The organism is Rubrivivax gelatinosus, assembly GCF_004340905.1.
Taxonomy (GTDB): domain Bacteria; phylum Pseudomonadota; class Gammaproteobacteria; order Burkholderiales; family Burkholderiaceae_C; genus Rubrivivax; species Rubrivivax gelatinosus.
In genome coordinates this window covers 36,213-60,680 of the sequence record NZ_SLXD01000003.1, presented here as the reverse complement: position 1 = coordinate 60,680, position 24,468 = coordinate 36,213, and the positions used below count along the sequence as shown (strand labels likewise).

Annotated in this window: 20 protein-coding genes; 8 read left to right on the top strand and 12 right to left on the bottom strand. The window is 72.2% G+C overall.

Going from position 1 to position 24,468, the window contains the following annotated elements:
* Positions 1-2 precede the first annotated feature (2 nt).
* The 3 genes from EV684_RS05825 to EV684_RS05815 all read right to left on the bottom strand — a co-directional run bounded on the left by EV684_RS05825 (position 3) and on the right by EV684_RS05815 (position 7,480).
* On the bottom strand, positions 3-3,572 hold the full coding sequence (locus tag EV684_RS05825) for a transglutaminase family protein (protein ID WP_132645274.1): 3,570 nt from the start codon (positions 3,570-3,572) through the stop codon (positions 3-5).
* Between the two features lie 123 nt (positions 3,573-3,695).
* On the bottom strand, positions 3,696-5,060 hold the full coding sequence (locus tag EV684_RS05820; RefSeq protein ID WP_132645273.1) for a tetratricopeptide repeat protein: 1,365 nt from the start codon (positions 5,058-5,060) through the stop codon (positions 3,696-3,698).
* Between the two features lie 11 nt (positions 5,061-5,071).
* Entirely contained in the window at positions 5,072-7,480 is a 2,409-nt protein-coding gene (locus tag EV684_RS05815) for a DNA internalization-related competence protein ComEC/Rec2 (protein ID WP_132645272.1), read from the bottom strand.
* Between the two features lie 67 nt (positions 7,481-7,547).
* Between EV684_RS05815 and EV684_RS05810 the strand changes: the two genes are divergently transcribed.
* Entirely contained in the window at positions 7,548-8,006 is a 459-nt protein-coding gene (locus tag EV684_RS05810) for a RidA family protein (RefSeq protein ID WP_132645271.1), read from the top strand.
* Complete coding sequence (locus EV684_RS05805; protein WP_132645270.1) at positions 8,003-8,479, top strand: disulfide bond formation protein B; 477 nt, start codon at positions 8,003-8,005, stop codon at positions 8,477-8,479. The genes EV684_RS05810 and EV684_RS05805 overlap by 4 nt, the downstream gene beginning before the upstream one ends.
* 18 nt (positions 8,480-8,497) lie before the next feature.
* On the opposite strand, the gene EV684_RS05800 is transcribed toward EV684_RS05805, so the two are convergent.
* The 6 genes from EV684_RS05800 to EV684_RS05775 all read right to left on the bottom strand — a co-directional run bounded on the left by EV684_RS05800 (position 8,498) and on the right by EV684_RS05775 (position 17,538).
* Positions 8,498-9,178 carry a PEP-CTERM sorting domain-containing protein gene (locus EV684_RS05800; protein ID WP_242478545.1) on the bottom strand — a complete coding sequence of 227 codons (681 nt, stop codon included), beginning with the start codon at positions 9,176-9,178 and terminating at the stop codon, positions 8,498-8,500.
* Between the two features lie 135 nt (positions 9,179-9,313).
* Positions 9,314-11,629, bottom strand: coding sequence for a DNA topoisomerase IV subunit A (gene parC / locus EV684_RS05795; protein ID WP_132645268.1), 2,316 nt, complete (start codon positions 11,627-11,629; stop codon positions 9,314-9,316).
* Positions 11,630-11,712: 83 nt separating this feature from the next.
* The gene (locus EV684_RS05790; protein ID WP_243651064.1) at positions 11,713-12,408 is read right to left on the bottom strand and encodes a lytic transglycosylase domain-containing protein; all 696 of its coding nucleotides are present in this window, start codon (positions 12,406-12,408) and stop codon (positions 11,713-11,715) included.
* Positions 12,409-12,560: 152 nt separating this feature from the next.
* Complete coding sequence (locus EV684_RS05785) at positions 12,561-14,144, bottom strand: S8 family serine peptidase (RefSeq protein ID WP_132645267.1); 1,584 nt, start codon at positions 14,142-14,144, stop codon at positions 12,561-12,563.
* Positions 14,145-14,258: 114 nt separating this feature from the next.
* Positions 14,259-16,232 carry a DNA topoisomerase IV subunit B gene (locus EV684_RS05780; protein ID WP_132645266.1) on the bottom strand — a complete coding sequence of 658 codons (1,974 nt, stop codon included), beginning with the start codon at positions 16,230-16,232 and terminating at the stop codon, positions 14,259-14,261.
* Between the two features lie 52 nt (positions 16,233-16,284).
* Complete coding sequence (locus EV684_RS05775) at positions 16,285-17,538, bottom strand: D-amino acid dehydrogenase (protein WP_132645265.1); 1,254 nt, start codon at positions 17,536-17,538, stop codon at positions 16,285-16,287.
* Positions 17,539-17,778: 240 nt separating this feature from the next.
* Here EV684_RS05775 and EV684_RS05770 point away from each other — a divergent pair, with 240 nt between their 5' ends.
* Genes EV684_RS05770 through bamC form a run of 5 tightly spaced genes read left to right on the top strand, consistent with a single transcriptional unit; the run spans position 17,779 to position 21,773 of the window.
* Positions 17,779-19,005, top strand: a complete 1,227-nt coding sequence (locus EV684_RS05770; RefSeq protein ID WP_132645264.1) for an MFS transporter — start codon at positions 17,779-17,781, stop codon at positions 19,003-19,005.
* Entirely contained in the window at positions 19,002-19,124 is a 123-nt protein-coding gene (locus EV684_RS24520; RefSeq protein ID WP_259375524.1) for a hypothetical protein, read from the top strand. The genes EV684_RS05770 and EV684_RS24520 overlap by 4 nt, the downstream gene beginning before the upstream one ends.
* A complete protein-coding gene (locus EV684_RS05765; RefSeq protein ID WP_132645263.1) occupies positions 19,124-19,672 on the top strand; it encodes a class I SAM-dependent methyltransferase in 549 nt (182 codons plus the stop codon). The genes EV684_RS24520 and EV684_RS05765 overlap by 1 nt, the downstream gene beginning before the upstream one ends.
* 35 nt (positions 19,673-19,707) lie before the next feature.
* A complete protein-coding gene (gene dapA / locus EV684_RS05760; protein ID WP_132645262.1) occupies positions 19,708-20,592 on the top strand; it encodes a 4-hydroxy-tetrahydrodipicolinate synthase in 885 nt (294 codons plus the stop codon).
* A gap of 53 nt (positions 20,593-20,645) precedes the next feature.
* A complete protein-coding gene (gene bamC, locus EV684_RS05755; protein WP_132645261.1) occupies positions 20,646-21,773 on the top strand; it encodes an outer membrane protein assembly factor BamC in 1,128 nt (375 codons plus the stop codon).
* A gap of 124 nt (positions 21,774-21,897) precedes the next feature.
* On the opposite strand, the gene EV684_RS05750 is transcribed toward bamC, so the two are convergent.
* The 3 genes from EV684_RS05750 to EV684_RS05740 all read right to left on the bottom strand — a co-directional run bounded on the left by EV684_RS05750 (position 21,898) and on the right by EV684_RS05740 (position 23,861).
* A complete protein-coding gene (locus tag EV684_RS05750; protein ID WP_132645260.1) occupies positions 21,898-22,089 on the bottom strand; it encodes a hypothetical protein in 192 nt (63 codons plus the stop codon).
* 156 nt (positions 22,090-22,245) lie between these two features.
* Positions 22,246-22,734: a hypothetical protein gene (locus tag EV684_RS05745; protein WP_132645259.1), complete on the bottom strand. Its 489-nt coding sequence runs from the start codon at positions 22,732-22,734 to the stop codon at positions 22,246-22,248.
* The gene (locus tag EV684_RS05740) at positions 22,731-23,861 is read right to left on the bottom strand and encodes a cupin domain-containing protein (protein ID WP_132645258.1); all 1,131 of its coding nucleotides are present in this window, start codon (positions 23,859-23,861) and stop codon (positions 22,731-22,733) included. The genes EV684_RS05745 and EV684_RS05740 overlap by 4 nt, the downstream gene beginning before the upstream one ends.
* A gap of 38 nt (positions 23,862-23,899) precedes the next feature.
* Between EV684_RS05740 and EV684_RS05735 the strand changes: the two genes are divergently transcribed.
* Positions 23,900-24,421 (top strand): FKBP-type peptidyl-prolyl cis-trans isomerase, encoded by a 522-nt coding sequence (locus EV684_RS05735; protein ID WP_132645257.1) that lies wholly within the window; start codon positions 23,900-23,902, stop codon positions 24,419-24,421.
* Positions 24,422-24,468 lie beyond the last annotated feature (47 nt).

The window sequence follows — 24,468 nt, the reverse complement described above, 5'->3', positions numbered from 1 at the left end:
GTTCAGCCGCGGCGCAGGTCCAGCGTGAACGGGAACTCCAGGCTGGGTGCCGCCGGCTCGACCTTCAGCGTGCCGGGCGTGTGGCCGAAGCGGAAGAAACGCGCCAGGCGCCGGCTCTCGGCCTCGTAGGCGTTGACCGGGAAGGTCTCGTAGTTGCGCCCGCCCGGATGCGCGACGTGGTAGCGGCAGCCGCCCAGCGAACGTTCCAGCCAGCGGTCGACGAGGTCCACCGTCAGCGGCGCGTGCTGCGGGATCGTCGGGTGCAGCGCCGACGGCGGCGCCCAGGCGCGGTAGCGCACGCCGCAGACGTACTCGCCGCTGCGCCCGGTGGGCTGCAGCGGCGCCGCGCGGCCGTTGACGGTGACGACGTGGCGGTTGTCGTTGAGGCCCGAGACCTTCAGCTCCAGCCGTTCCAGCGACGAGTCGACGTAACGCACCGTGCCGCCGGCCGCGCCCTCCTCGCCCATCACGTGCCAGGGCTCGAGCGCGGTGCGCAGCGTCAGCTTCACGCCCAGCGCCGCGACCTCGCCGATCAGCGGGAAGCGGAACTCGAAGTGCGGCGCGAACCAGGCGGCGTCGAAAGCGAAACCGGCACGGCCCAGTTCGGCGAGCACGTCGTCGAAGTCCTGCTGCACGAAGCTCGGCAGCAGGAAACGGTCGTGCAGCGCGGTGCCCCAGCGCGTCAGCCGCGTCGCGCCGCGGCCGGTGTAGGGCTCGCGCCAGAACCAGGCGACGAGCGCACGCAGCAAGAGCTGCTGCGCCAGGCTCATGCGCGCATGCGGCGGCATCTCGAAGGCGCGCAGCTCCAGCAGCCCCAGGCGGCCGGTCGGGCCGTCGGGCGAGTACAGCTTGTCGATGCAGAACTCGCTGCGGTGGGTGTTGCCGGTGACGTCGATCAGCAGGTTGCGCAGGCTGCGGTCCACCAGCCACGGCGGCACCGCGCCGCCGTCTTCGGCGATGCGGCGCTCGAGTTCGGCCAGCGCGATCTCCAGCTCGTAGACCTGGTCGTTGCGCGCCTCGTCGATGCGCGGCGCCTGGCTGGTCGGGCCGATGAACAGGCCGCTGAACAGGTAGCTCAGGCTGGGGTGGTTGTGCCAGTAGGCGAGCAGGCTGGCGAGCAGGTCGGGGCGGCGCAGGAAGGGGCTGTCGGCCGGCGTCGCGCCGCCGAGCACGAAATGGTTGCCGCCGCCGGTGCCGGTGTGGCGGCCGTCGAGCATGAACTTCTCGCTCGCCAGCCGCGTGCGGTGCGCGGCGTCGTAGAGGAACTCGGTGTGCTCGACGAGTTCGACCCAGTCGCGCGCCGGGTGGATGTTGACCTCGATGACGCCGGGGTCGGGTGTCACGGCCAGCGTCTTCAGGCGCGCGTCGCGCGGCGGCGGGTAGCCTTCGAGCACGACCTTCAGCCCGGTCTCGGCGCAGGTCGCTTCGACCGCGGCCAGCAGGTCCAGGTAGTCCTCCAGGTGCGGCAGCGGCGGCATGAAGACGTAGAGCACGCCGCTCCTGCCCCCGTGCGCGGCCTCGGCCTTCGGGCCGTTGGCACGCTGCGGGTCGCGCACCTCGACGCACAGCGCGGTGCGCGTGATCCAGCCGGCCGACTCGTGGCGCTGCGGCCGGGTGTCGGGGGCCTGCGGATGGGGCTGGACGGGGACGCGGGCGGCGGCTTGATCGCCCTCTCCCGCGGCGCGGGAGAGGGTCGGGGTGAGGGCTGTGGGCGCGCCGGCCCCCTCACCCCAGCCCTCTCCCGCGAGCGGGAGAGGGGGCAGGCCCGGGCCGCCGTCGAGCGCGCGCCAGGCGACCGTGCCGCCTTCGGCGAAACCGCCGCCTTCGCGGTGCGCGTCCCAGCCGCGCGGCTGGGCGCGCACGCTGGCCGGCGGCGGCAGCGGCGACTGCGGCGCGAAGGGGTCGGGCGCGAACGAGGCCGGCTGGTCGCCCGCCTCGGCCCAGGGCAGCGAATCCAGCGGCAGCCGCCAGCCCATCGGGGAGTCGCCGGGGATCAGCAGCAGGCGGGCGTCGCGCAGGAACCAGGAGCCGCTGATCCACTCGGGCCCCTCGGCCCCGGCGAACCACTCGCGGCGCAGCGGCAAGGCGTAGCCGGTCACCGCGTCCAGCCCGGCGCCGAACACGCGGCGCAGGCGCGCCCGCTCCATCTCGTCGTCCAGCCGCGAGTCGAAGGGGTCGACGTTGCTCGGCAGCCGGCGTTCGCGCCACAGGTAGTACCAGGCGTCCTCGTGGCCGGGCATCAGCCACTTCGGGTCCAGGCCCAGGCGGCGCGCCAGCGCGGCGCCGAAACGTTCGGCGTCGGCCACGGTGTTGGTGTGGGTGTCGCGTTCGTCGGCGAACAGCGAGGCGTCGTGCCAGCAGGGCTGGCCGTCGGCACGCCAGGCGATGGTCAGCGCCCAGCGCGGCAGCTGCTCGCCGGGATACCACTTGCCCTGGCCGAAGTGCAGGAAACCGCCTTCGCCGTAGTGCGCGCGCAGCCGGTGCACGAGTTCGGTCGCCAGGCCGCGTTTCGTCGGGCCCAGCGCGTCGGTGTTCCATTCGGCGCCGTCGCGGTCGTCGACCGAGACGAAGGTCGGCTCGCCGCCCATCGTCAGGCGCACGTCGCCGCGTTCGAGCTCGCGGTCCACCGCCTCGCCCAGCGCCAGCACGGCCTGCCACTGGTCCTCGGTGTAGGGCTTGGTGACACGCGGCGACTCGTGCACGCGCGTGACCTGCATCGTGTGGCCGAAGCTCACCTCGCAGGCGTCGACCGCGCCGGAGACCGGCGCCGCGGTCGAAGGCTCGGGCGTGCAGGCCACCGGGATGTGGCCTTCGCCGGCCAGCAGGCCCGAGGTCGGGTCCAGGCCGATCCAGCCGGCGCCCGGCAGGTAGACCTCGCACCAGGCGTGCAGGTCGGTGAAGTCGGTCTCGGCGCCGCTGGGGCCGTCCAGCGACTTGAGGTCGGGCTTCAGCTGGATCAGGTAACCGGAAACGAAACGCGCGGCCAGCCCGCAGTGGCGCAGCGCCTGCACCAGCAGCCAGCCGGTGTCGCGGCAGGAGCCGGACTTCTTCGCCAGCGTCTCTTCGGGCGTCTGCACGCCGGGCTCCAGGCGGATCAGGTAGCCGATCTCGTGCTGCAGCCGGCGGTTGATCTCGACCAGGAAATCGATCGTGCGCACGCGTTCGCGCGGAATGCTGGCGACGAACTCGGCGAACAGCGGCGTCGCCTCGTCGCGTGCCAGGTAGGGCGCGAGGTCGTGCGCCAGCTCCGGCGCATAGGCGAACGGGAAGTTCTCGGCCTCGGGCTCGAGGAAGAAGTCGAACGGGTTGTAGACCGACATCTCGGCCACCAGGTCGACGGTGACCTTGAACTCGGTCGTCTTCTCCGGGAACACCAGCCGCGCCAGGTGGTTGGCGAACGGGTCCTGCTGCCAGTTGACGAAGTGCTCGCCGGGCTCGATGCGCAGCGAGTACGAGACGATGGGCGTGCGGCAGTGCGGCGCCGGGCGCAGACGCACCACCTGCGGCGAGAGCCCGACGCGGCGGTCGTAGCGGTAGTGCGTGACGTGGTTCAGCGCGACGTGGATGGACACGGACGGAGCTCCTGCGGCGGGATGCCGCGGTGTTGCAAGTGCCGGGCCACGGATGCAGCGCGCGGGCTGCGGCGATGATGCCAGCGCGACGGCGACGGCCGCACGCCGCCGCGCAAGCGCGGCTCAGGCGGCGAGCGCGGCTTCGAGTTCGGCCTGCAGCTCGGCCACCGCGTCGGCCCAGCGGCCGGCCGCCGGGCGACGGAACAGCCGCATCACGCCCGGGTACCAGGGCGTGTCGGCGCGGCCCTCGAGCCAGCGCCAGTCGACGTTGAAGTCGGGCAGCAGCAGCGCGCAGGGCGTGCCCAGCGCGCCGGCCAGGTGGGCGACGGCGGTGTCGACGCTGACGACGAGGTCCAGGTTCTCGATGATGGCCGCGGTGTCGGCCAGGTCGGCGACGGCCGGCATCGGGTCCAGCAGCGCGAACGGCGGTGCCGCGGCCTCGTCTTCGCCGGCGCCCTTCTGCAGGCTGACGAGCTGCACGCCAGGCAGCGTGGCCAGCGGCGCCAGTTCGGCCAGCGAAGGCAGCGAACGCCAGGCATCGGTCTCGAAGCGCGGGTTGCCACGCCAGACCAGGCCGATGCGGCGCCGGCCGCCGGCGTCGCCGAGCACGCCGCGCCAGTGCACGACCAGCGCCGGGTCGGGCCGCAGGTAGGGCAGCATCGCCGGCACCGTGTCCACCCGCGTGCCGAGGTGCCGCGGCAGGCTCATCGGCGGCACCCACAGGTCCCAGTCACCGGCGGTGATGTCGGCCGACAGCGGCACGACCTCGTCGACGCCGTCGGCGCCGGCCAGCAGGCGGACCAGCGGCGCATAGGCCAGCACGCCGACACGCCCGGCACCGGCCGCCTTGGCGATGGCGGCATAACGCACGAACTGGATCATGTCGCCCAGCCCGGCCTCGGTGCCGATCAGCAGCGAGCGCCCGGCCAGCGGCTCGCCGGCCCAGCGGGGCATCGGCAGCCGTGCGGCCAGCGCGCCCGACCAGCGGCGGCCGTCGAACAGCGTCCAGCCTTCGTCCCAGCGGCCCTGGCGCAGCAGCAGCGTCGCGAGGTTGAGCGCGGCGTCGACGTGGCCGGCGTCGAGCTCCAGCGCGCGCCGGTGGCAGCCTTCGGCCAGGCGGTCCAGGCCGGTGGCCGCGTACAGCAGGCCCAGATGCGTCCAGCCCGCGGGAGAGTCCGGATCCAGCGAGACCGCGCGTGTCAGCGCCACCTCGGCGTCGAGCCGGCGCCGGCGTGTCAGCAGCAGCGTGCCCAGCAGGTTCCAGATCGGCGCCGCCTGCGGCGCCTGCGCCAGCGCCTCGCGGTAGGCGGCTTCGGCCTCGTCGGCACGGCCGCGGCGTTCGAGCGTCAGCGCGAGGTTGGCGTGGGCCTCGGCCAGCGTGGGCTGCAAGGCGATCGCCTCCCGCAGCGCGGCCTCGGCGGCGGCCAGGTCGCCGTCGGCGAAGGCACGCGTGCCTTGGGCGAACAGCGATTCTGCGGCGGCGGACACGTTGCGGGCGATCAGGGCGACGACGGCCGATGATGCCAGTAGCGCGGCGAGCGTTCGCGCTCGCAGGAGCCGAGGCCATCGGCCGACAGCGTCCAGGCGCCGCAAGCGTCGCTGCGCAGCAGCGGGATGCCGCGCGCGGCGAAGCGCGCGCTCACCTCCGGCGCCGGGTGGCCGAAGCGGTTGCGGTAGCCGGCCTGCACGACGGCGAAACGCGGCGCCACCGCGGCGACGAAGGCCTCGCTCGAAGAACTGCGGCTGCCGTGGTGGGGCACGACGAGCACGTCGGCCGCCAGCGGCGCGCCGGAGGCCACCAGCGCCAGCTCCTGCGCCGCCGGCAGGTCGCCGGGCAGCAGCACGCTGGCGAGCGAGCCGCGCACACGCAGCACGCAGCTCGTGGCGTTCGACGCCGCGTCGGCGATCACCATGCCGGCCGGCGGGTGCAGCAGCTCGAACTCGACGCCGTCCCAGCGCCATCGTTCACCCGCCCTGCAGCGCCGATGAGGCACGGCGCCGAGCAAGGGGTGGCCGTCGGGCAGCGAACCGACGAGTTCGCCGACCGGCAGCGCCGCCAGCAGCGCGGCGGCACCGCCGACGTGGTCGGTGTCGCGGTGGCTGAGCATCAGCAGGTCGATGCGGCGTTCGCCGCGTGCGCGCAACAGCGGCAGCAGCACGCGCGACCCGGCATCGGCCTCGGGGCCCCAGCGCGGCCCGGCGTCGAAGACGAGCAGGTGGCGCGCGGTGCGCAGCAGCAGCGCGCTGCCCTGGCCGACGTCGGCGGCGACGAGCTCGAAGCGCCCTTCGGCCGGCCGCGGCACCGGCGGCGCCAGCAGCGGCAGCATCAGTGGCACGGCCAGCCAGCGCAGCCGCCACGGCAGCGGCAGCACCGCGAGCAGTCCGCCCAGCAGCCCGGCGGCGACGGCCCAGGGCGGCGCCGCGGCCGCCGTCCACGAGGCCCAGGGCCAGGCCGCCATCGTCGCCAGCCCCCAGCGCAGCAGGTCGAGCAGCCCGGCCGCCAGGCTCCAGAGCGGCGGCAGCAGCACGCCGGCCAGCGCCAGCGGCGTCACGACCAGGGTCACCAGCGGGATCGCGAGCAGGTTGGCGACGAAGCCGACCCCCGAGACCTGCTGGAAGAACAGCATCGACAGCGGCGCCAGGCCGACGCTGGCCACCGCCTGGGTGCGCAGCCCGCCACGCGCGGCCTCGCGCAGCGCGGTCCAGCGGCGCCTCCACGGACGCGGTTCGTCGGCCAGCGCCGGCCGCGCGGCCGGCGCTGGCCCGGACATCGCCAGCAGCGCCACGGCGACGAAAGACAGCCAGAAACCCGGCTGCAGCAGCGCCCAGGGGTCGATCAGCACGACGGCCAGCGCCGCAGCCAGCAGCACCGCCGGCAGCGGCCAGCGCCGGCCGACGCTGCGCAGCACGACGACGGTGGCCAGCATGCCGACCGTGCGCTGCGCCGGCACGCCCCAGCCGGCGGCCAGCGCGTAGGCCGTCGCGCAGGCCAGCCCGCCCCAGCGCGCGGCCTGCGGCGCCGGCAGCCACAGCAGCCCGCGCCCGCTGCGCCGCCACAGCCGGCCGATCGCGGCGCCGGCCAGCCAGGCGAACATCGTCACGTGCAGGCCGGAAATGCTCATCAGGTGGGCGACGCCGGTGAGGCGGAAGACCTCCCAGTCCTCGCGGTCGATCGCCGCCTGGTCGCCGATGGCCAGCGCCGCCAGCACGCCGGCGGCAGCCGGGTCGCCGACCTGCCGGAAGACCGCATCACGCACCCGCTGGCGCCAGCGCTCCAGCGGCGCTGCGGTGTCGACCGCCAGACGCAGCGGCGCAGGGGCGCTGCGCACGCTGCCCGTGGCGCCGATGCCCTGGACGAACCAGGCCAGCTCGGCATCCCAACCATGAGGGTTGAACGCGCCGTGCGGCGGCTTCAGCCTGACGCCCCAGCGCCAGCGTTCACCGACCGCCGGCACCGGCGGGCGCGCGTCGCCGTCGGCATACCAGCCGAGCACGATGCGCGGGGGCAGCGTCACCGGGCGGCCGTCGGGGGTCGTCGCACGCTCGGTCTCGACGACGAAACGCACGCCGCCGGCGTGCACCGCCGGCAGGCGCACGACGACTGCGGTGAGCACCAGCTCGGCGCCGGCCAGCTCGGGAGCAAGCCCTTGGTCGAGCCGCCGTGCGGCACGCCAGTCGCTCGCGGCGAAGGCCAGCGCCGCGGCGGCGACCGCCAGGCCGGCGTGGCGCCAGGCCGGCGGCCGGCAGCACCAGGCCAGCGCCAGGATGGCCAGCGCCGCGGCGGCCAAGAGCGCCTGCTCGGCCGGGGAACGCAGCGCCGGCTGCTGCAACTGCAGCAGCGTGCCGGCCAGCCAGCCGGCCGCCGGCGCCCACCACCCTCGTGTCGCAGGCTCGTTCCGGCCCCTCATCGGCCCAGTGTAGGATGCCCCGTTCCCCTGAACGGCACCCCCGAAGGCGTGCCCTCCCGAGCCGACCATGAGCATTCAAGACCGCCTGAACCAGCTGGGCATCACGCTGCCCGCCGTCGCCGTGCCCGCCGCTGCCTACGTGCCGTTCGTGCAGACCGGCAAGCTCGTCTTCATCTCCGGGCACATCGCCAAGCGCGACGGCAAGCCCTGGGTCGGCCAGCTCGGCCTGACGATGACGACCGCCGAAGGCCAGGCCGCGGCACGGGCGATCGCCGTCGACCTGCTGGGCACGCTGGCCGCTGCCGCCGGCGGCCTGGAGAACGTGGCCCGCATCGTCAAGGTGATGAGCCTGGTGAACAGCACGCCGACCTTCACCGAGCAGCACCTCGTGACCAACGGCGCCAGCGAGCTCTTCGCCGAGGTCTTCGGCGCCGAGATCGGCGCCCATGCACGCAGCGCCTTCGGCGTGGCGCAGATCCCGCTGGGCGCCTGCGTCGAGATCGAGCTCATCGCCGAGCTGAAGTGAAGCGCGCCGACCTGGTGCTGGGTGCGATCGCGCTCGGCGGCCCCGCGGCCGTCGGTGCGGCCTACTACACCCAGCACGCCTGGAACATGCAGCCCTGCCCCTGGTGCGTGCTGCAGCGCCTGATCTTCCTGGCGCTGGCGGCCGCGGCCGCGCTGGCGCTGGTCTGGCGTTCGCCGCTGGGCCGGCGCATCGGGGCGCTGCTGGCGCTGGGATTCGCCGGCTGCGGCATCGGCGCTGCGCTGTGGCAGCACTTCGTCGCTGCCAGCGAGGCCTCGTGCGACCTGTCCTGGGCCGAACGTTTCATCGGCGCGCTCGGGCTGGACGCGCGCTACCCCGACCTCTTCATGGCGATGACCAGCTGCGCCGACGCCGCGGCCCACCTCTTCGGCCTGCCTTACGAGTTCTGGAGCCTGGCGTTGTTCGTGCTGTCGGCGCTGGGCGCCATCACGGTGATGGCGCAGCCGCGGCGCTAGAGCCGCGGCCCGCCGCCGTCAGGCCTTGCGGCGGCGCAGCCCGGCGCCGGCGGCACCCAGGGCCAGCAGCGCCAGCGCGGCCGTGCCGGGTTCGGGCACGCTGCCACCGCCGCCACCGGAGTCCTTCAGCGAGACCAGCAGCAGGTCCTGCACTCCGGACTTTTTCAGCGCGTAGACGTCGTAGTCGGAGTCGGTGAGCGCGGCCGCGGCGGCCAGCAGCTGGTCGGCGCCGACGCTCAGCCAGTAGTTGGCGGACTCGAAGTCGCCCGAGAACAGCGTCAGGTCGGTGTCGTAGACCACGTTCCAGATCGCCAGTTGCAGGGCGCCGACCTTCTTCCAGCTCTCGTCGGTGTAGTCCAGCGAGGAGGCGACGGTCATCAGCTTGCCCAGCAGGCTGGCCTTGTCGGAGCCGAAGTAGTCGACACCATCGGCGATCTGGTAGCCGGAGATCGTCTGGCCGAAGGAGACGCCTTCGCCCAGCTCGATGCAATAGGTGACGAAGTCCTCGCTCGAGAACGCCCCGGCATCGCTCAGCGTGCCGCCGAACGCGCCGGCCTTGCCGCTGTAACCCGTCACCGAGACGTTGGAGAAACGGTCGTAGGCCCAGCCGTCGAGCGTCACGGTGGCCGCCTGGGCGCCTGCGCAGGCGGCGGTGAGTGCGATGGCGCCGATGACGGCACGCAGCGGACGTTGGAGCATCGTCGTTCCTTGGGTTTCCTGGGGGTTGACGATACTTTTGCTTACGGACGGCTGCATCCCCGCGGTCCGGGGACGCAGCGTCCCGATCGCTGTCGCGGCGTGACGCAGATCACGCCGGACGAGGCCCCCGCCCCCTCAGGTCGCGGGGGTGCGCAGCGCCGCGACCTTCTGGAAGCCTTCCAGCTTGCGCCCCTTGCGCGCGCGTTTGCCGATGCAGCTGGTGAAGGCGCTGTTGCGGATCTCCTCCTCGCGCGCCTTGCCGCCGCGGCCGCTGCCGACCACCTGCACCGACTGCGCGCAGGCGGCCACCGCGACCAGCGGTGTTGCCGCGTCGACGTCCATCAGCGTCAGGCCGCGGCCGCCGTTGGGCTGGTGCTTGAGTTCGTCGAGCGGATAGACCAGCAGCCGGCCGTCGGCCGCCAGGCAGGCGGCGTTGCTCTGGCCGGCGGCCACCGCCCAGGGCTCCAGCGGCCGTTCGCCCGCTTCCAGCGTCAGGAAGCTCTTGCCGGCACGCTGGCGGCCGTGCAGGTCGGCGGCCTTGGCCAGCAGGCCGAAGCCGCCGCTGTTGGCCAGCAGCAGCGTCGTGTCGGCGGCGCCGGCCCAGTAGTGGGCGATCGTGGTGCCGGCCTCCAGCTCGATCAGCGTCGTGATCGGCACGCCGTCGCCGCGGCCGCCGGGCAGCGACGAGACGGCGACGCTGTAGACCCGGCCGCGCTCGCCGAAGACCAGCAGCGTGTCCACGCTGCGGCTGGCGAAGGTGGCGTAGAGCGCGTCGCCGGCCTTGAAGCCCAGCGTCGAACGCTCGACCTCGTGGCCCTTCAACGCCCGCACCCAGCCCTTCTGGCTGACGACCACCGTCACCGGCTCGTCGACGACACGGATCTCGGCGACCGCGCGGCGCTCCTCCTGGATCAGCGTGCGGCGCTCGTCGCCGAAGGCCTTGGCGTCGGCCTCGATCTCGCGGATCAGCGTGCGCTTGAGCACCGCCGGGCTGCCCAGGATCTCTTCCAGCCTGGCCTGCTGCTCGCGCAGCTCCTTCAGCTCCTGCTCGATCTTGATCGCCTCCAGCCGCGCCAGCTGGCGCAGCCGCAGGTCGAGGATGTCGTCGGCCTGGCGCTCGCTCAAGTTGAAGCGCGCGATCAGCGCGGCGCGCGGCTCGTCGCTCTCGCGGATGATGCGGATCACCTCGTCGATGTTCAGCAGCACCAGCTGCCGGCCTTCGAGCACGTGGATGCGCTCCAGCACCTTGTCCAGGCGGTGCCGGGTGCGCCGCTGCACCGTGTCCTGGCGAAAGCCGATCCACTCCTCGAGCATGCGGCGCAGGCTCTTCTGCGTCGGCCGGCCGTCGGCGCCGACCACCGTCAGGTTGACCGGCGCGTTGCACTCCAGGCTGGTGTTGGCCAGCAGCGTCGTGATCAGGTCGGGCTGCGAGACGGTGCGGCTCTTGGGCTCGAAGACCAGGCGCACCGGCGCGTCCTTGCTGGACTCGTCGCGCACCGCGTCGAGCACCGCCAGCACGGTCTGCCTGAGCTGCTGCTGCTCCTGCGTCAGCGCCTTCTTGCCGGGGCGCAGCTTGGGGTTGGTCAGCTCCTCGATCTCCTCGAGCACACGCTGGGCGCTGGTGCCCGGCGGCAGCTCGTTGACGACCAGCTGCCACTGGCCGCGCGCCAGGTCCTCGATCGTCCAGCGCGCGCGCAGCTTCAGGCTGCCGCGGCCGCTGGCGTAGGCGGCGCGGATCTCGGCGGCGCTGCTGATGATCTGTCCGCCGCCGGGGAAGTCGGGGCCGGGCAGGAGCGTGAACAGCGCGTCGTCGGCCAGCTCGGGCTCGCGGATCAGCGCCACCGCGGCGGCCGCGACCTCGCGCAGGTTGTGGCTGGGGATCTCGGTGGCCAGGCCGACGGCGATGCCCGAGGCGCCGTTGAGCAGCACGAAGGGCAGGCGCGCCGGCAGCTGGCGCGGCTCCTGGGTCGAGCCGTCGTAGTTGGGCTGGAACTCGACCGTGCCTTCGTCGATCTCGTCGAGCAGCAGGCGCGCGATCGGCGCCAGCCGGGCTTCGGTGTAGCGCATCGCCGCCGCGCCGTCGCCGTCGCGGCTGCCGAAGTTGCCCTGGCCGTCGACCAGCGGATAGCGCTGGCTGAAGTCCTGCGCCATGCGCACCATCGCGTCGTAGGCCGCGGTGTCGCCGTGCGGGTGGTAGCGGCCGAGCACGTCGCCGACGACCCGCGCGCTCTTCACCGGCTTGGCGCCGACGTTGCCGCTGAAGCCCAGCCCCATGCGGTGCATCGCGTAGAGGATGCGGCGCTGCACCGGCTTCTGGCCGTCGCAGACGTCGGGCAGCGCGCGGCCCTTGACGACCGACAGCGCGTACTCGAGGTAGGCGCGTTCGGCGTAGTCGGCCAGCGTGAGGGCGTCGGCGGGTTCGGCCGCCGCGAAGTCGAAGAGGTCTCGCATGCAGGGCGGGCGGCCGGGGCCGCTCGGCTTGGAAAGGCGGCGATTCTCGCAAACGCCGCCGGGCGGCGCCGGCGCGGCGCCGATCAGCCCAGCGCCAGCCGCGTCGCGCGCGCCGCCTGGCTGCGCTGCAGCAGCGCCCAGTACAGCTCCAGCACGAGGTGCACGTGGGCGCGGGTCTCGGCCAGCCGTGGCAGGCCGCCATGGCGGCGCACCGTGCCTTCGCCGGCGTTCCAGGCCGCCAGCGCGAGCTCGATGTGGCCGTAGCGGCGCGTCAGGTCGGCGAGCATGCGCGCGCCGGTGTGGATGTTGGTGCGTGCGTCGAACAGGCGTTCGGCCGCGGGCTGGCGGCGTTCGGCCGGGGTGGCGTAGCGGTCGCCGGTGACGGCGGTGATCTGCATCAGCCCGATGGCGCCACGCGGCGACACCGCGTCGCGCCGGAAACCGGATTCGACGGCGATGACGGCGGTCAGCAGTTCGGCGTCGACGCCGTGCGCACGCGCGGCCTCGCGCACCCAGGGCACGAGGGCCTTGGCCTCGGGCGCGATCTCCATCCAGGTCAGCAGCGCGTCGGCGCCGTCGCGTTTGCCGGGCACGCGCGGGCCGGTGCTGGCGGTGTCGGCGTGCACCAGGCGGTAGCGGGAGTCGACCGCGCGCGAGGCGAAGTGCGCCACGCCCTGGGCGTCGACATAACCCCAGAGTTCGGCGTGCGCGCCGGAGCCGGCGGCCAGCAGCAGCGACAGCGCGACCGGGCGCAGGCGGGAGAGACGGGAGCGGGACACGATCGCCGCATCGTAGGCGGCGCACCGCGCGGCGATCGTTCGAACACCGCCGTGCACGCGGTGCAGTTCGGCGCGGCCCAAAAGAAAACCGCCGGGCGCAGCCGGCGGTTTCGGGAGATCGTGCACGGCCTTGCGGCCATGCGGATCAGGCTTTAGTTGCCGCAGCCCATCGTGTTGATGCGGTCGATCGCGGCCTTGGCCTGCACCAGGCCGGCGCCGGTCTTGTCGTCGCGGCCGGTGTCGCCGATGTCCAGCGCGCTGTTGATCAGCGACGCGCGGATCTGCGACGCCGTGCAGCTCGGGAAGTAGCTCCACACCAGCGCGGCGACGGCCGAGGTGTGCGGCGTGGCCATCGAGGTGCCGTTGAACGCGGAGTACTTGGCCGGATCCGGCTCGATCGCGACGTAGGTCGAGGTGCCGAGCTTGCCCATCAGCGTCGCGCCGTCGGCCTGGGTGATGCCGACCGACGGGATCGTGGTCACGACCTCGCCCATCGTGCCGGCGAGCTCGCCCGCGGTGTTGTTGTAGATGACCGCGCCGATGCCGCCGCTGGTCTGGCAGTTCACGACCTTGTCGGCGAAGGAGATGTTGCCGCGCGAGATCAGGCAGACCTTGCCGGTCATCGAGCCGGCCGCCGCGGTGTCGCCGAAGCCGAAGTCAGCCAGCGGGCCGGTGGCGCCGGTGACCGGCGAGCCTTCCATCGACAGCGAAGGCACGGTGACGCCGCCGACCTTCAGCACACCCATCGTCAGCACATTGGGCGGCACGGTCGAGACGACGGCCACGCCCGGAGCGGCGATGTCGACGGTCGAGTTGTATTGCGAGAACGTGGCCCAGGCCTTGTTCTCGTCGACGGCAGCCACCGACATCACGTTGTCGAAGCCGGCCGGATAGGACACGGCGGTCGTGCCGTCGTTGCCCGCGGCGGCGATGAACAGGATGCCCTTCTTCGCCAGGCGGTCGATGACGCGCTTCTCGGTCTTGCTGGCGCCGTTGCTGCCCAGGGACATCGAGACGATGTTCGCCTTGGCGCGGCCGCAGGCGTTGATGGCCTTGGTGATCGTCGAGGCGCTGGCGCTGCCGCTGGCGTCGAACACCTTGGCGATGTACAGCGAGACCTGCTTCTTGCCGTTGACGCCGACAACGCCCAGGTCGTTGTCCAGCGCCGCGATGGTGCCGGCGACGTGCGTGCCGTGCGCGCTCTCGTCGGTGTTCCAGCTGCCCGAGCCGGAGAAGTTCTGGCCCGCCAGCTTGTTGCCGACCAGGTCTTCATGGGTGCCGTCGATGCCGGAGTCGACGATGCAGACCTTGGGCGTCCAGGCCGGCGTGCCGCTGACCTGGTCGGCCTGAACCAGCGTGATGCCGTAAGGCACGGTCTGGGTCGAGGCGGCGGCGGCGGCGACCTTGCGGCTCTTCACCGAGGTGCTGCGCTTGCCAAGGATCTTGTGGACGTAGTCCTCTTCGACGTAGTCGACACCCGCCAGCTTCTTCAGCTTGGCGAGCTTGGCCTTGGGCACGGTGATCGCGATCGCGCTGTCGTCAGCGAGATCGGCGCGCACCTTGCCACCCAGCGCCGCGAGGCCGCTGCGGATCTTGGCGGCGGCACCGGCCTTGTACGCGACGATGACGCGCACACTGCCAGCGTCGGCGCTGGCCGCGGCCATCGCCCCACTGCACACGAACGCCGAGACTGCCAGCACGACGGCGGTGCGCAGCGGCTTGAAAACCTGGGTCATGGATTCACTCCGGCAAAGAAAAGCCACAAACAAACGAAGTATTTGACTTTTCCGGCCGCCGCCCGGAGCGTCAACCCCCGATCCCGGCGTCAGGACAACGCGGATGGCGCCGCCTCAGACGTCGATCTCGACCGCGTCGGCGCGCAGTTCCATCAGGTCGCGCCGCGCCTGCGCCTCGCCCTTGCCCATCAGCCGAGTGAACAGGTCGACCGTGTTGTCGAAGCCCGGCGCGCCGAAGGCCACCGGCAGCAGCCGCCGCGTCTCGGGGTTCAGCGTCGTGTCCCAGAGCTGCTCGGCGTTCATCTCGCCCAGGCCCTTGAAGCGGCTGATGGTCCACGAGCCTTCGCGCGCGCCTTCCTTGCGCAGCTTGTCCAGCGCCGCTTCAAGCTCGCCGTCGTCCAGCGCGTAGAGCTTGGCCGCCGGACGCTTGCCGCGTGCCGGCGCGTCGATGCGGTACAGCGGCGGCCGCGCGACGTAGACGTGGCCGCGTTCGATCAGCTTCGGGAAGTGGCGGAAGAAAAGCGTCAGCAGCAGCACCTGGATGTGCGAGCCGTCGACGTCGGCGTCCGACAGGATGCAGACCTTGCCGTAGCGCAGCCCCGACAGGTCGGGTTCGTCGGCCGGGCCGTGCGGGTCCACGCCCATCGCCACCGAGATGTCGTGGATCTCGTTGTTCTTGAACAGCAGGTCGCGCTCGACCTCCCAGGAGTTCAGCACCTTGCCGCGCAGCGGCAGGATGGCCTGGGTCTCCTTGTCGCGGCCCATCTTGGCGCTGCCGCCGGCGGAGTCGCCCTCGACGAGGAAGACCTCGTTCAAGCTCAGGTCGCGGCTCTCGCAGTCGGTCAGCTTGCCGGGCAGCACGGCGACGCCCGAGCCCTTCTTCTTCTCGACCTTCTGGCCGGCGCGCTGGCGCGTCTGCGCCTGGCGGATCACGAGTTCGGCCAGCTTCTTGCCGAACTCGACGTGCTGGTTGAGCCAGATCTCCAGCGCCGGGCGCACGAAGCTGGCGACGAGTTTCAGCGCGTCGCGGCTGTTCAGCCGCTCCTTGATCTGGCCCTGGAACTGCGGGTCCAGCACCTTGGCCGAGAGCACGAAGCTGGCGCGCGAGAACACGTCCTCGGGCATCAGCTTGACGCCCTTGGGCATCAGCGCGTGCAGCTCGATGAAACCCTTGACCGCCTGGAACAGGCCGTCCTTCAGGCCCGACTCGTGGGTGCCGCCGGCCACCGTCGGGATCAGGTTGACGTAGCTCTCGCGCAGCGTCGTGCCTTCGTCGGTGAAGGCCACGCACCAGGCCGCGCCCTCGCCTTCGGCGAAGCTCTCGGTCTCGTTGGCGGCGGCGTACTGGGCGCCTTCGAACAGCGGGATCAGCGGCTCGGCGGCCAGGCTCTGCATCAGGTAGTCGCGCAGGCCGGACTGGTAGCACCAGGTCTGCGTGTCGCCGCTCTTCTCGGTGGCCAGCGTGACGGTGACGCCGGGCATCAGCACGGCCTTGCTGCGCAGCAGGTGCAGCAGCTCGGCGCGCGGCAGTTCGGGGCTCTCGAAGTACTTCGGATCGGGCCAGACCCGCACCCGCGTGCCATGACGGCGTTCGCTCGAACTCGCCTTGCGCACCACCAGCGGCTCGACGACCTCGCCGCCGTTGCCGAAGGCGAGCGTCGCGCACTGGCCTTCGCGCCAGACCGTCACCTCCAGCCGCGTCGCCAGCGCATTGGTCACGCTGACGCCGACGCCGTGCAGGCCGCCGGAAAAGCTGTAGGCGCCGCCCGATCCCTTGTCGAACTTGCCGCCGGCGTGCAGCCGCGTGTAGACGATCTCCAGCACCGGCACCTGCTCCTCGGGGTGCAGGCCGAAGGGGATGCCGCGGCCGTCGTCCTCGACGGCGACCGAGCCGTCGGCGTGCAGCGTCACCGCGATGCGTTTGCCGAACCCCGCCAGCGCCTCGTCGGCGGCGTTGTCGATCACTTCCTGGACCACGTGCAGCGGGTTGTCCGTGCGCGTGTACATGCCCGGCCGCTGCTTGACGGGCTCCAGGCCCTTCAAGACGCGGATCGAGGCTTCGCCGTAACTGCCTTGCTTCATCACCATGGCGCGGATTCTAGGAAGCCGCGCGCCGGGCGGCCGGCAAAGGGGCTGCGGGTCAGCGGTAGCGTGCGATGTTCAGCGGCGTAACGTCGATCTCGGGCGGGCGGCCCGAGACGATGTCGGCGATGACACGCCCGGTGCCGGCGGCCATCGTCCAGCCCAGCGTGCCGTGGCCGGTGGCCAGCAGCAGGTCGCGCACCGGGGTCTCGCCGACGATCGGCGTGCCGTCGGGCGTCATCGGGCGCAGGCCACACCAGAACTCGGCGCGCGAGACGTCGCCGCCGCGCGGGAACAGGTCGGTGACGACGTGCTCCAGCGTCTGCCGGCGGCCGCCGCGCAGCGTCAGGTCGAAGCCGCCGAGCTCGGCCGTGCCGCCGACGCGGATGCGCTCGCCCAGGCGCGTGACGGCCACCTTGTGCGTCTCGTCCATGATCGTCGACTCGGGTGCGCCCGCCGCGTCGGTGATCGGAACGGTGATCGAATAACCCTTGACCGGGTAGACCGGCAGGTCCAGGCCCAGCGGCTTCATCCACTGCGGCGAGAAGCTGCCCAGCGCGACGACGACACGGTCGGCCGTCAGCGTGCCGGCCGTCGTGCGCACCGCCGAGACGCGGCCGCCGCTGACCTCGACACCCTGCACCGTCGTGTCGAAACGAAAGCGCACGCCCAGCGCACGCGCCATCTCGGCCAGGCGGTTGGTGAACTTGAAACAGTCGCCGGTCTCGTCGTTGGGCAGGCGCAGCGCACCGACGAACTTGTCCTTCGTCAGCGCCAGCGCCGGCTCGACCTTGACGAAACCCTCGCGGTCCAGCACCTCGAAGGGCACGCCGTACTGGCGCAGCACCTCGACGTCGCCGGCGATGCCGTCGAGCTGCTTCTGGGTGCGAAACAGCTGCAGCGTGCCCTGGGCGCGGTCGTCGTACTCGATGCCGGTCTCGGCACGCAGCGCCTTCAGGCAGTCGCGGCTGTACTCGGCGATCGGCACCATGCGGCTCTTGTTGAGCGCATAGGCGCGGGCGTTGCAGTTGGCCAGCATCGCCAGGCCCCAGCGCCACATCTTCGGGTCGAGCAGCGCGCTGACGACCAGCGGCGAGTGCTGCATCAGCATCCACTTGATGGCCTTCACCGGCACGCCCGGGCCGGCCCAGGGCGACGAATAACCCGGCGAGATCTCGCCGGCGTTGCCGAAGCTCGTTTCCAGCGCCGGGCCGCTCTGGCGGTCGACGACCTCGACCTCGTGCCCCGACTTCGCGAGGTAGTAAGCCACCGAGGTGCCGATGACACCGCTGCCCAGGACCAGGACCTTCATGCGCCGCTGCCGTTGCCGTTGAAGAGGCGCACTCTACCGACCGTCACGCAGACGCTTTCACCATAGTTTCCCGAGATCCTCCTAACGATTCACCATTCAATCACGTATGCACCGAATCGCCTGCAACTGAACCTTCAAAGTGCACGAAGGAACCACGGTGGAGCACGATCACCGTCAGCGCGCCGCCACCCCGACCGCGCCGCCGACGCGACCACGGCGCATTGGATACATTGCGCCCCCATGACCACCGCCACGACCGCCCCGCGCCTGTCGATGACGCAGGTGCTGCTGTGCGGCGCCGCGATCGTCACGCTCAGCATGGGCATCCGCCACGGTTTCGGCCTGTGGCTGCAGCCGATCACGATGGACCGCGGCTGGACGCGCGAGACCTTCGCCTTCGCGCTGGCGGTGCAGAACCTCGCCTGGGGCCTGGCCGGGCCGGTGGCCGGCATGCTGGCCGACCGCTGGGGCGCCTTCCGCGTGCTGATCGTCGGCGCGGTGCTGTACGCGCTGGGCCTCGTGTCGATGGCGCTGGCGACCTCGGGCCTGGCCTTCACCGGCGGCGCCGGGCTGCTGATCGGCATCGCCCAGTCGGGCACGACCTACGCGGTGATCTACGGCGTCATCGCACGCAACGTCGCGCCCGAGAAACGCTCCTGGGCGATGGGCGTGGCCGCCGCCGCGGGTTCGTTCGGCCAGTTCCTGATGGTGCCGGTGGAAAACTGGCTGATCGTCGGGCTGGGCTGGCAGAACGCGCTGTTCCTGCTCGGCTGCGCGGCGCTGGCCATCGTGCCGCTGGCCTTCGGCCTGAAGGAGCCCGAAGGCGCCGGCGTGCACACCGGCCCGGCGCAGAGCGTGGGCGCGGCGCTGCGCGAGGCGCTGGGCTACCGCAGCTTCCTGCTGCTGACCGCCGGCTACTTCGTCTGCGGCTTCCAGGTCGTGTTCATCGGCGTGCACATGCCGGCCTACCTGAAGGACCAGGGCCTGGGCCCCGAGGTCGCGACCACCGCGCTGGCGCTGATCGGCCTGTTCAACGTCTTCGGCACCTACGCCGCCGGGGTGCTGGGCCAGAAGCTCGCCAAGCGCCACATCCTGGCGGTGATCTACCTGCTGCGTGCGGTCGTGATCACGGTCTTCGTGCTGTCGCCGATCACCCCCTGGGGCGTCTACCTCTTCGCCGCGACGATGGGCGTGCTGTGGCTGTCGACGGTGCCGCCGACGAACGCCATCGTCGCCCAGATCTTCGGCGTGCGTTACATGTCGATGCTCGGCGGCATCGTCTTCCTCAGCCACCAGGTCGGCTCCTTCCTCGGCGTCTGGCTGGGCGGCCGGCTCTACGACGCGACCGGCAGCTACCAGGTCGTCTGGTGGATCGCGGTTGCACTGGGCGTGTTCGCGGCGCTGGTCAACCTGCCGGTGCGCGAGACGGCGATCGAACGCGCCGAGGCGCGCCCGGTGGCGGCATGAAGCTCGGCCGTGTGCTGGCCTGGCTGGTGGCGGCGGCGGTGCTCGCCGCGGTATTCGCCGCCTACCGCGACCCGGACACCGTCGTCGACCTGGCGACACGTGTCTGGTCCTGCTTCTGATGCCGGGCCTCGCCCCGCCCTCGGACTGGCTGCAACGCTGGGCGCACCTGCTGCCCGCCGGCGGCAGCGTGCTCGACGTCGCCTGCGGCAGCGGCCGCCACGTGCGCTGGCTGGCCGCGCGCGGCCTGCGCGTCACCGGCATCGACCGCGACGCCCAGGCGCTGGCGCCGCTGTCGGCCGTGGCCGAGACCGTCGTCGCCGACCTGGAGGCCGGCCCCTGGCCGCTGCCCGGCCGCCGCTTCGACGCGGTGCTGGTGACGAACTACCTCTGGCGGCCGCTGTTGCCGGCGCTGCGCGCGGCGCTGGCCGACGGCGGCGTGCTGGTCTACGAGACCTTCGCGCGCGGCCAGGAAGCCTATGGCCGGCCGTCGCGGCCGGAGTTCCTGCTGGCGCCCGGCGAACTGCTGTCAGCCGCCGCGGGCCTGCACGTGCTGGCCTACGAAGACGGGCTGCTCGACGGGCCGCCACGGCGCGTGCAGCGCATCGTCGCCGTCGCGCCGCCGGGCGGCGCCCTCGTGCTCGCCGGAGCGTCGCAGTCTGGCAGCTAAAATCGCCGATTTACCGCGGCTACGGCTTTAAGCGCATGAAGGCAATTGTTGGCAGCATCGTCGCGCTCGTCACGCCGATGCACCCGGACGGCAGCGTCGACTACGACGCCCTGGGCCGGCTCATCGACTGGCACATCGCCGAGGGCACCGACTGCATCGGCGTCGTCGGCACCACCGGCGAATCGGCCACGCTCACGGTGCCCGAGCACTGCGAGGTGATCCGCTTCTCGGTCCAGCGCGCCCAGGGCCGCGTGCCCATCATGGCCGGCGCCGGCGGCAACTCCACCGCCGAGGCGATCGAGCTCACGCGCTTCGCCAAGGAAGTCGGCGCCGACTGCACGCTGCAGGTCGTGCCCTACTACAACAAGCCGTCGCAGGAAGGCATCTACCGCCACTTCCGCGCGATCGCCGAGGCGGTCGACCTGCCGCTGATGCTCTACAACGTGCCCGGCCGCACGGTCGCGGACATGCTGCCCGAGACCGCGCTGCGCGTGGCCCAGGTGCCCGGCGTCTTCGGCATCAAGGAAGCCACCGGCAACATCGAACGTGCCGCCTGGCTGATCAAGCACGCGCCCGAGGGCTTCTCGGTCTACTCCGGCGACGACGGCACCGCCGTCGCGCTGATGCTGCTGGGCGGCAAGGGCAACGTCAGCGTCACCGCCAACGTCGCCCCGAAGCTGATGCACGAGCTGTGCATGGCCGCCGTCGACGGCGACGCACGCCGCGCGACGGCGATCCACCTCCAGCTGCTGGCACTGCATCGCGCGCTGTTCTGCGAGTCCAACCCGGCGCCCGCGAAGTGGGCGCTGCATCGTCTCGGCCGCTGCGCCAACGTGCTGCGCCTGCCCCTGCTGCCCGTCACCGAAGCCGGCCAGGCCGCGGTGGACGCCGCGCTCGCCGACGCCGGCGTGCTCCTCTGAAGCCCCTCACCTTGCACCCGCGGCCAAGACCGGCCGCGCCGGAGACCGTCACCGTGAATCGTTTTCCCGTCGTTCCCGCAGCCCGGACCACCGCGCTCGCCGTTGCCGTCGTGCTGGCCGGCTGCTCCTCGCTCGGCGACATGCTGTCGGGCGACAAGGTGGACTACCGCAGCACCAAGGTGCGCGAGCAGCCGCTGGACGTGCCGCCCGACCTGAGCCAGCTCTCGCGCGACAGCCGCTACCAGAGCCAGGGTGGCGTGATCAGCGCCGCCAACTCGACCGCCGTGCCCTCGGCCACCGGCGCGCCCGTGTCCGGCGCGGCGGCGGTGGCGCCGGTGGCGCGCGGCGAGACCCGCATCGAGCGCCTGGGCAACGAGCGCTGGCTGGTCGTTCCGATGGCCCCTGAACAGCTGTGGCCGCAGATCAAGGCCTTCTGGCAGGAGCGCGGCTTCATCGTCGAGACCGAGGATCCGCAGACCGGCATCCTCGAGACCGACTGGGCCGAGAACAAGGCCAAGCTGCCGCACGATTTCATCCGCAGCACGATCGGCCGCGTCTTCGGCAACCTGTACGACACCGGCGAGCGCGACCGCTTCCGCATGCGCATCGAGCGCACCGCCACCGGCAGCGAGGTCTACATCGCGCACCGCGGGCTGCAGGAGGTCTACGTCGGCGAGCGGCAGGAGGCGACCGAATGGCGGCCGCGCGCCAGCGATCCCGAACTCGAGGCCGAGATGCTGGCGCGGCTGATGGTCAAGCTGGGCACACCCGAGGCTCAGGCACGCGAGGCCGTCGCCACCCCGGCGACCGCGCCGCAGCGAGCGCGCCTGGTCACCGGCACGCCGGCGACGGTGGAGATCGCCGAAGGCTTCGACCGCGCATGGCGCCGAGTCGGCCTGGTGCTCGACCGCACCGGCTTCACCGTCGAGGACCGCGACCGCGCCGCCGGCCTGTACTTCGTGCGCTACATCGACCCGAAGGACATCGGCAAGGACGAGCCGGGCTTCTTCTCGAAGCTCTTCGGCGCCAAGGACACCCCGCAGGGGCCGCAGCGTTACCGCGTGCTGGTCAAGGCCGACGGCGACAAGACGACGGTCACCGTGCAGCCGGCCAGCGGCACCGGTTCGGCCGGTGAAGCCGGCGAGCGCATCGCCGGCATCCTGGCCGCCGAACTGCACTGAGGACATCCACATGCACGAAGGCCGCCTGCGGGCGGCCTTTTTCTTGGCCCTGCGGGTTTGTCGCAGGCATGAAAAAAGCCGCCCGAAGGCGGCTTCAGAGCGTACGAGTCGCTCGGTCTCGCGATTATTGCGAGGCGGCTTCCGAAGCCGGGGCAGCGACTTCCGACGCGGCTTCCATCGGAGCCGAAGCGGCTTCCGAAGCGGCCGGGGCCGGTTCAGCGGCCGGCGGCGGCGGCGGGGGGGTTTCTTCCTTCTTGCCGCAGGCGGCCAGCGCCATCGCGGCGACCAGCGAAGCCAGAACGATCGACTTGTTCATGCGTGTGTCCTCAGGGAATTGTGGGTCGACGGAACCTCAAGGGATGGCGGGTGACCCGACCCGGATCTCGAAACCCTCCACCCCCAAAGGCAAGGACGGCGTTTATGCCTCTCCCATGCCTAGCCTAAAAGTATAGCGCCGAATAGGTGCATTCCCCTACAGGCCCAAAGGACGCACGAAAAAAGCGGCTTGCGCACGCTCAATGCGCCCGTCGATCGTGTCGCGCCAGCGCTGCGCTTCGGCCGTGTCGCGGCCGGCGCGGCCACGCCAGTGCTCGGCGTCGCGCAGGTGCAGGAAGACGTCGCCGTCGTCGACCAGCACCCGCGGCAGCTCGGCATCGTCGCCTTCGGCCGGCGTCCAGCCCTCGACCGCGTGCACCCAGGGCGCACGCCAGGTGACAAACCGCGGATGCCGGCGGGGCAGCACGCTCCAGTCGGCGGCCAGCAGCAGGAGGCGGCGCTGCGGCAGCTTCAGCCAGGGCACGAGGCGGGCATGCAGCGTGGTGTCGTCCAGCGGCCAGTCGGCGAAGTCGGGATCGCAGCAGACGATGCGCCGCGCGCCGCGTTCGATCGCGGCGACGAAGGCCTGGCGCACGGCATCCTGAAACGCGCCGCGCGAGTCGAACAGCGCCGCGCCCGTGCTCATCGCATGCTGCGGCGCACCCAGCCGCTCTCCATCCAGCCGGCCACCGTCTCGCGTGCGCCCTCGCTGAGGCCGGCACAGTCGCGTGGCGACAAGGCACGTTCGTCGGCCAGCCGGCGCATCAGGCGCGCGTCGCGGCCGCCGGCGACGAAGGACTCGCCGTTCAGGAAGACGTGGCGCTCGTCGTAGAGCATGCGGCTCTTCGGATCGAGCGCGACGCCGGCGGCGAAGGCCTCGTCGCCCTGGACCTCCTCGCCTTCGAACCACACACGCGGCTTGGGTTCGCTGAGGATCTCGCCGAGCGCGCGGTCGAGCGCTCCGCGGCGCGCGAGCAGGCGCTCGACGGCCCGGCCGGCGAACTCGCGCAGCCCCGCCGGGATCTGGCCCGGCGTCGCGGTGGCGGGCTGGCGCGGGTCGCGGTAGAGCGCGCCGTCGCCGAGTTCGTCGTCCTCGGCCAGGCGCTGCAGCAGCTCGCGCGCCAGGCCGGTCTGCAGCGGCACGCGAAAACCCGCCGAGGCCGTCATGCACTCGCCCTCGGCGATGCCGTCGTGGCCCCAGCGCGGCGGCAGGTAGAGCATGTCGCCGGGTTCGAGCACCCACTCCTCGGCGGGCTCGAAGTGCTGCAGCAGCCGCACCGGCATGTCGGGCAGCAGCGTCTCGTCGGCCACCGGGCCGATGCGCCAGCGGCGGCGGCCGTGGACCTGGATCAGGAACACGTCGTACGAGTCCAGGTGCGGGCCGACGCCGCCGCCGTCGCTGGCCCAGGACAGCATCAGGTCGTCCAGGCGCGCCTCGGGGATGAAGGCAAAGCGGCGCAGCAGCTCGTGCGCCGCCGGCAGGTGCAGGTCCAGGCCCTGCACCAGCAGCGTCCAGCCCGGGCGTGAGGCCGGCGGCAGCGTGCGGCGCGCGAACGGCCCCTGGCGCAGCGACCAGCGGCCGCCGTCGCGCTGCACCAGGCGCGACTCGACGTCTTCGCTGCCGGCGAGGTCGAACAGCGCGGCGCGGGCCAGCGGCGGGGTCACGCCCGGCAGCGCCTGGCGCACGAGCAAGGGCTTTTTCTGCCAGTGGCGCCGCATGAAGGCCTGCGGCGAGAGCCCGCCCAGCAGGGCGGTCGGTGCGTTGAGATCCATGCCCCATTGTCCCGCGGACGCTGTGCGATCATCGCCCGATGAACATCGCAGCTCCCTGCGTCGTCAGCCTCACCTGGCTGCTGACCGACGCACAGAACCACCCGATCGACGAACTGAAGGAACCGGTCGAGTTCTTCTTCGGCGGCGACGACCTGCTCGCCCCGGTCGAGGAAGCGCTCGCCGGCCACGTCGAAGGCGACGAGGTCCGCGTGCAGCTCGAGCCCGAGCAGGCCTTCGGCGACTACAAGAGCGAACTCGTCTGCTTCGAGGACCGTAAGCTCTTCCCCGAGGCGCTGGAGACCGGCATGGCCTTCGAAGGCCTGCCGCCCGGCGCGGCGACGCCGGACATGCCGGCCGACACGATCTACGTCGTCAGCGAGGTCTACCCGTCGCACGTCGTGCTCGACGGCAACCACCCGCTGGCCGGCATGGCGCTGCGGCTGACGATCCGCGTGCGCGGCGTGCGCGAGGCCGACGAGGCCGAGACCGAGGCGCGCAGCGTCGGCAACAACGCCTTCACGGTGCTGGACGGCGCGACGCCCGACGAACCGCTGCACTGAGCCGGGGCGCGCGGGTGCACGACGGCGGCCTGCGGGCCGCCGTCGGC